The sequence below is a fragment of the Paenibacillus sp. OT2-17 genome (assembly GCF_009827695.1).
GTDB lineage: Bacteria > Bacillota > Bacilli > Paenibacillales > Paenibacillaceae > Paenibacillus > Paenibacillus polymyxa_B.
Genome location: NZ_WUDQ01000936.1, coordinates 1 through 845 on the forward strand (window position 1 = coordinate 1; position 845 = coordinate 845).

Here is an 845-nt window from a genome sequence, read left to right on the forward strand (position 1 = left end):
GGTCAATAACCTCCAATTCCTCACGCAATCGTTCCCTCGCCTGCTCAGCCCAATCATAATCTTGCTGACGGAGCTGTTCGATAAGATAGCTTTCAAGCGAGGTGGAAGCTTCAGGGACAGACAGCTTGGCAGGCTGTACATGCATATTGCCCGCCAGCAGCGGGCTGAGCTGCCGGGTTTCGAGCATGGCGCCAAAATCGGTTACAATGGTGCCGCTTTTGAGCGAAATACCTAGCCACTGAAGTTCCTCACGCTTCAAATCGCAGGCGAATTCAATCTTATAGCAAATGCTGAGCCAAGCTTCATAGACTACGGGAGAGCGGGCAGACAGCTGACGGGCATCAGGCTGCTCAAACAAATAAACATATTTCCCTCCATCTCGTGCGGCTTCAAAAATTTGATGCAGCCGACGGCTTCCATATCGAAGCTCCTCCTGCAAAATACGTCCAGGTCCTAATTGTGGTAACGTCGGTACATGACCGAAGTAACGCCCCATGACCTGATCCTGTGCTGCGTTGCCTGATGCTGGAGTTGGTGGCGTATGATCGGCTAAACGTTCCTGTTCTGTGCGATAGGCTTCCCCATCAAAGATGAAAGTGAAGGACATCGTCTGCGCTGGAACGCCAGTACGCTCTACGTATCCCCAATAGTAGGGGCGGTTTGTTAGGGCTTTATCCGCTTCTGGAGAAAGCTTGACGGTTACATGGTGGGGCGACCTCTCGATGACACTACATCCGGTAGCTTCCAGATAGGTGTGGACAAAGCGCTGGACTTGCTGTGCATTCATGGTCAAACTAGCGACCTCCTTTCACACTGCGTCGAGCTTTGCCTGGAGGAACCGTATT

Annotated in this window: 1 protein-coding gene; it reads right to left on the minus strand. The window is 52.1% G+C overall.

Annotation, left to right across the window (positions count from 1 at the left end):
* A partial coding sequence (locus GRP75_RS28295; RefSeq protein WP_160791039.1) for a YqhG family protein occupies window positions 1-793 on the minus strand: 793 nt, incomplete at its 3' end.
* Between the last annotated feature and the right edge of the window lie 52 nt (window positions 794-845).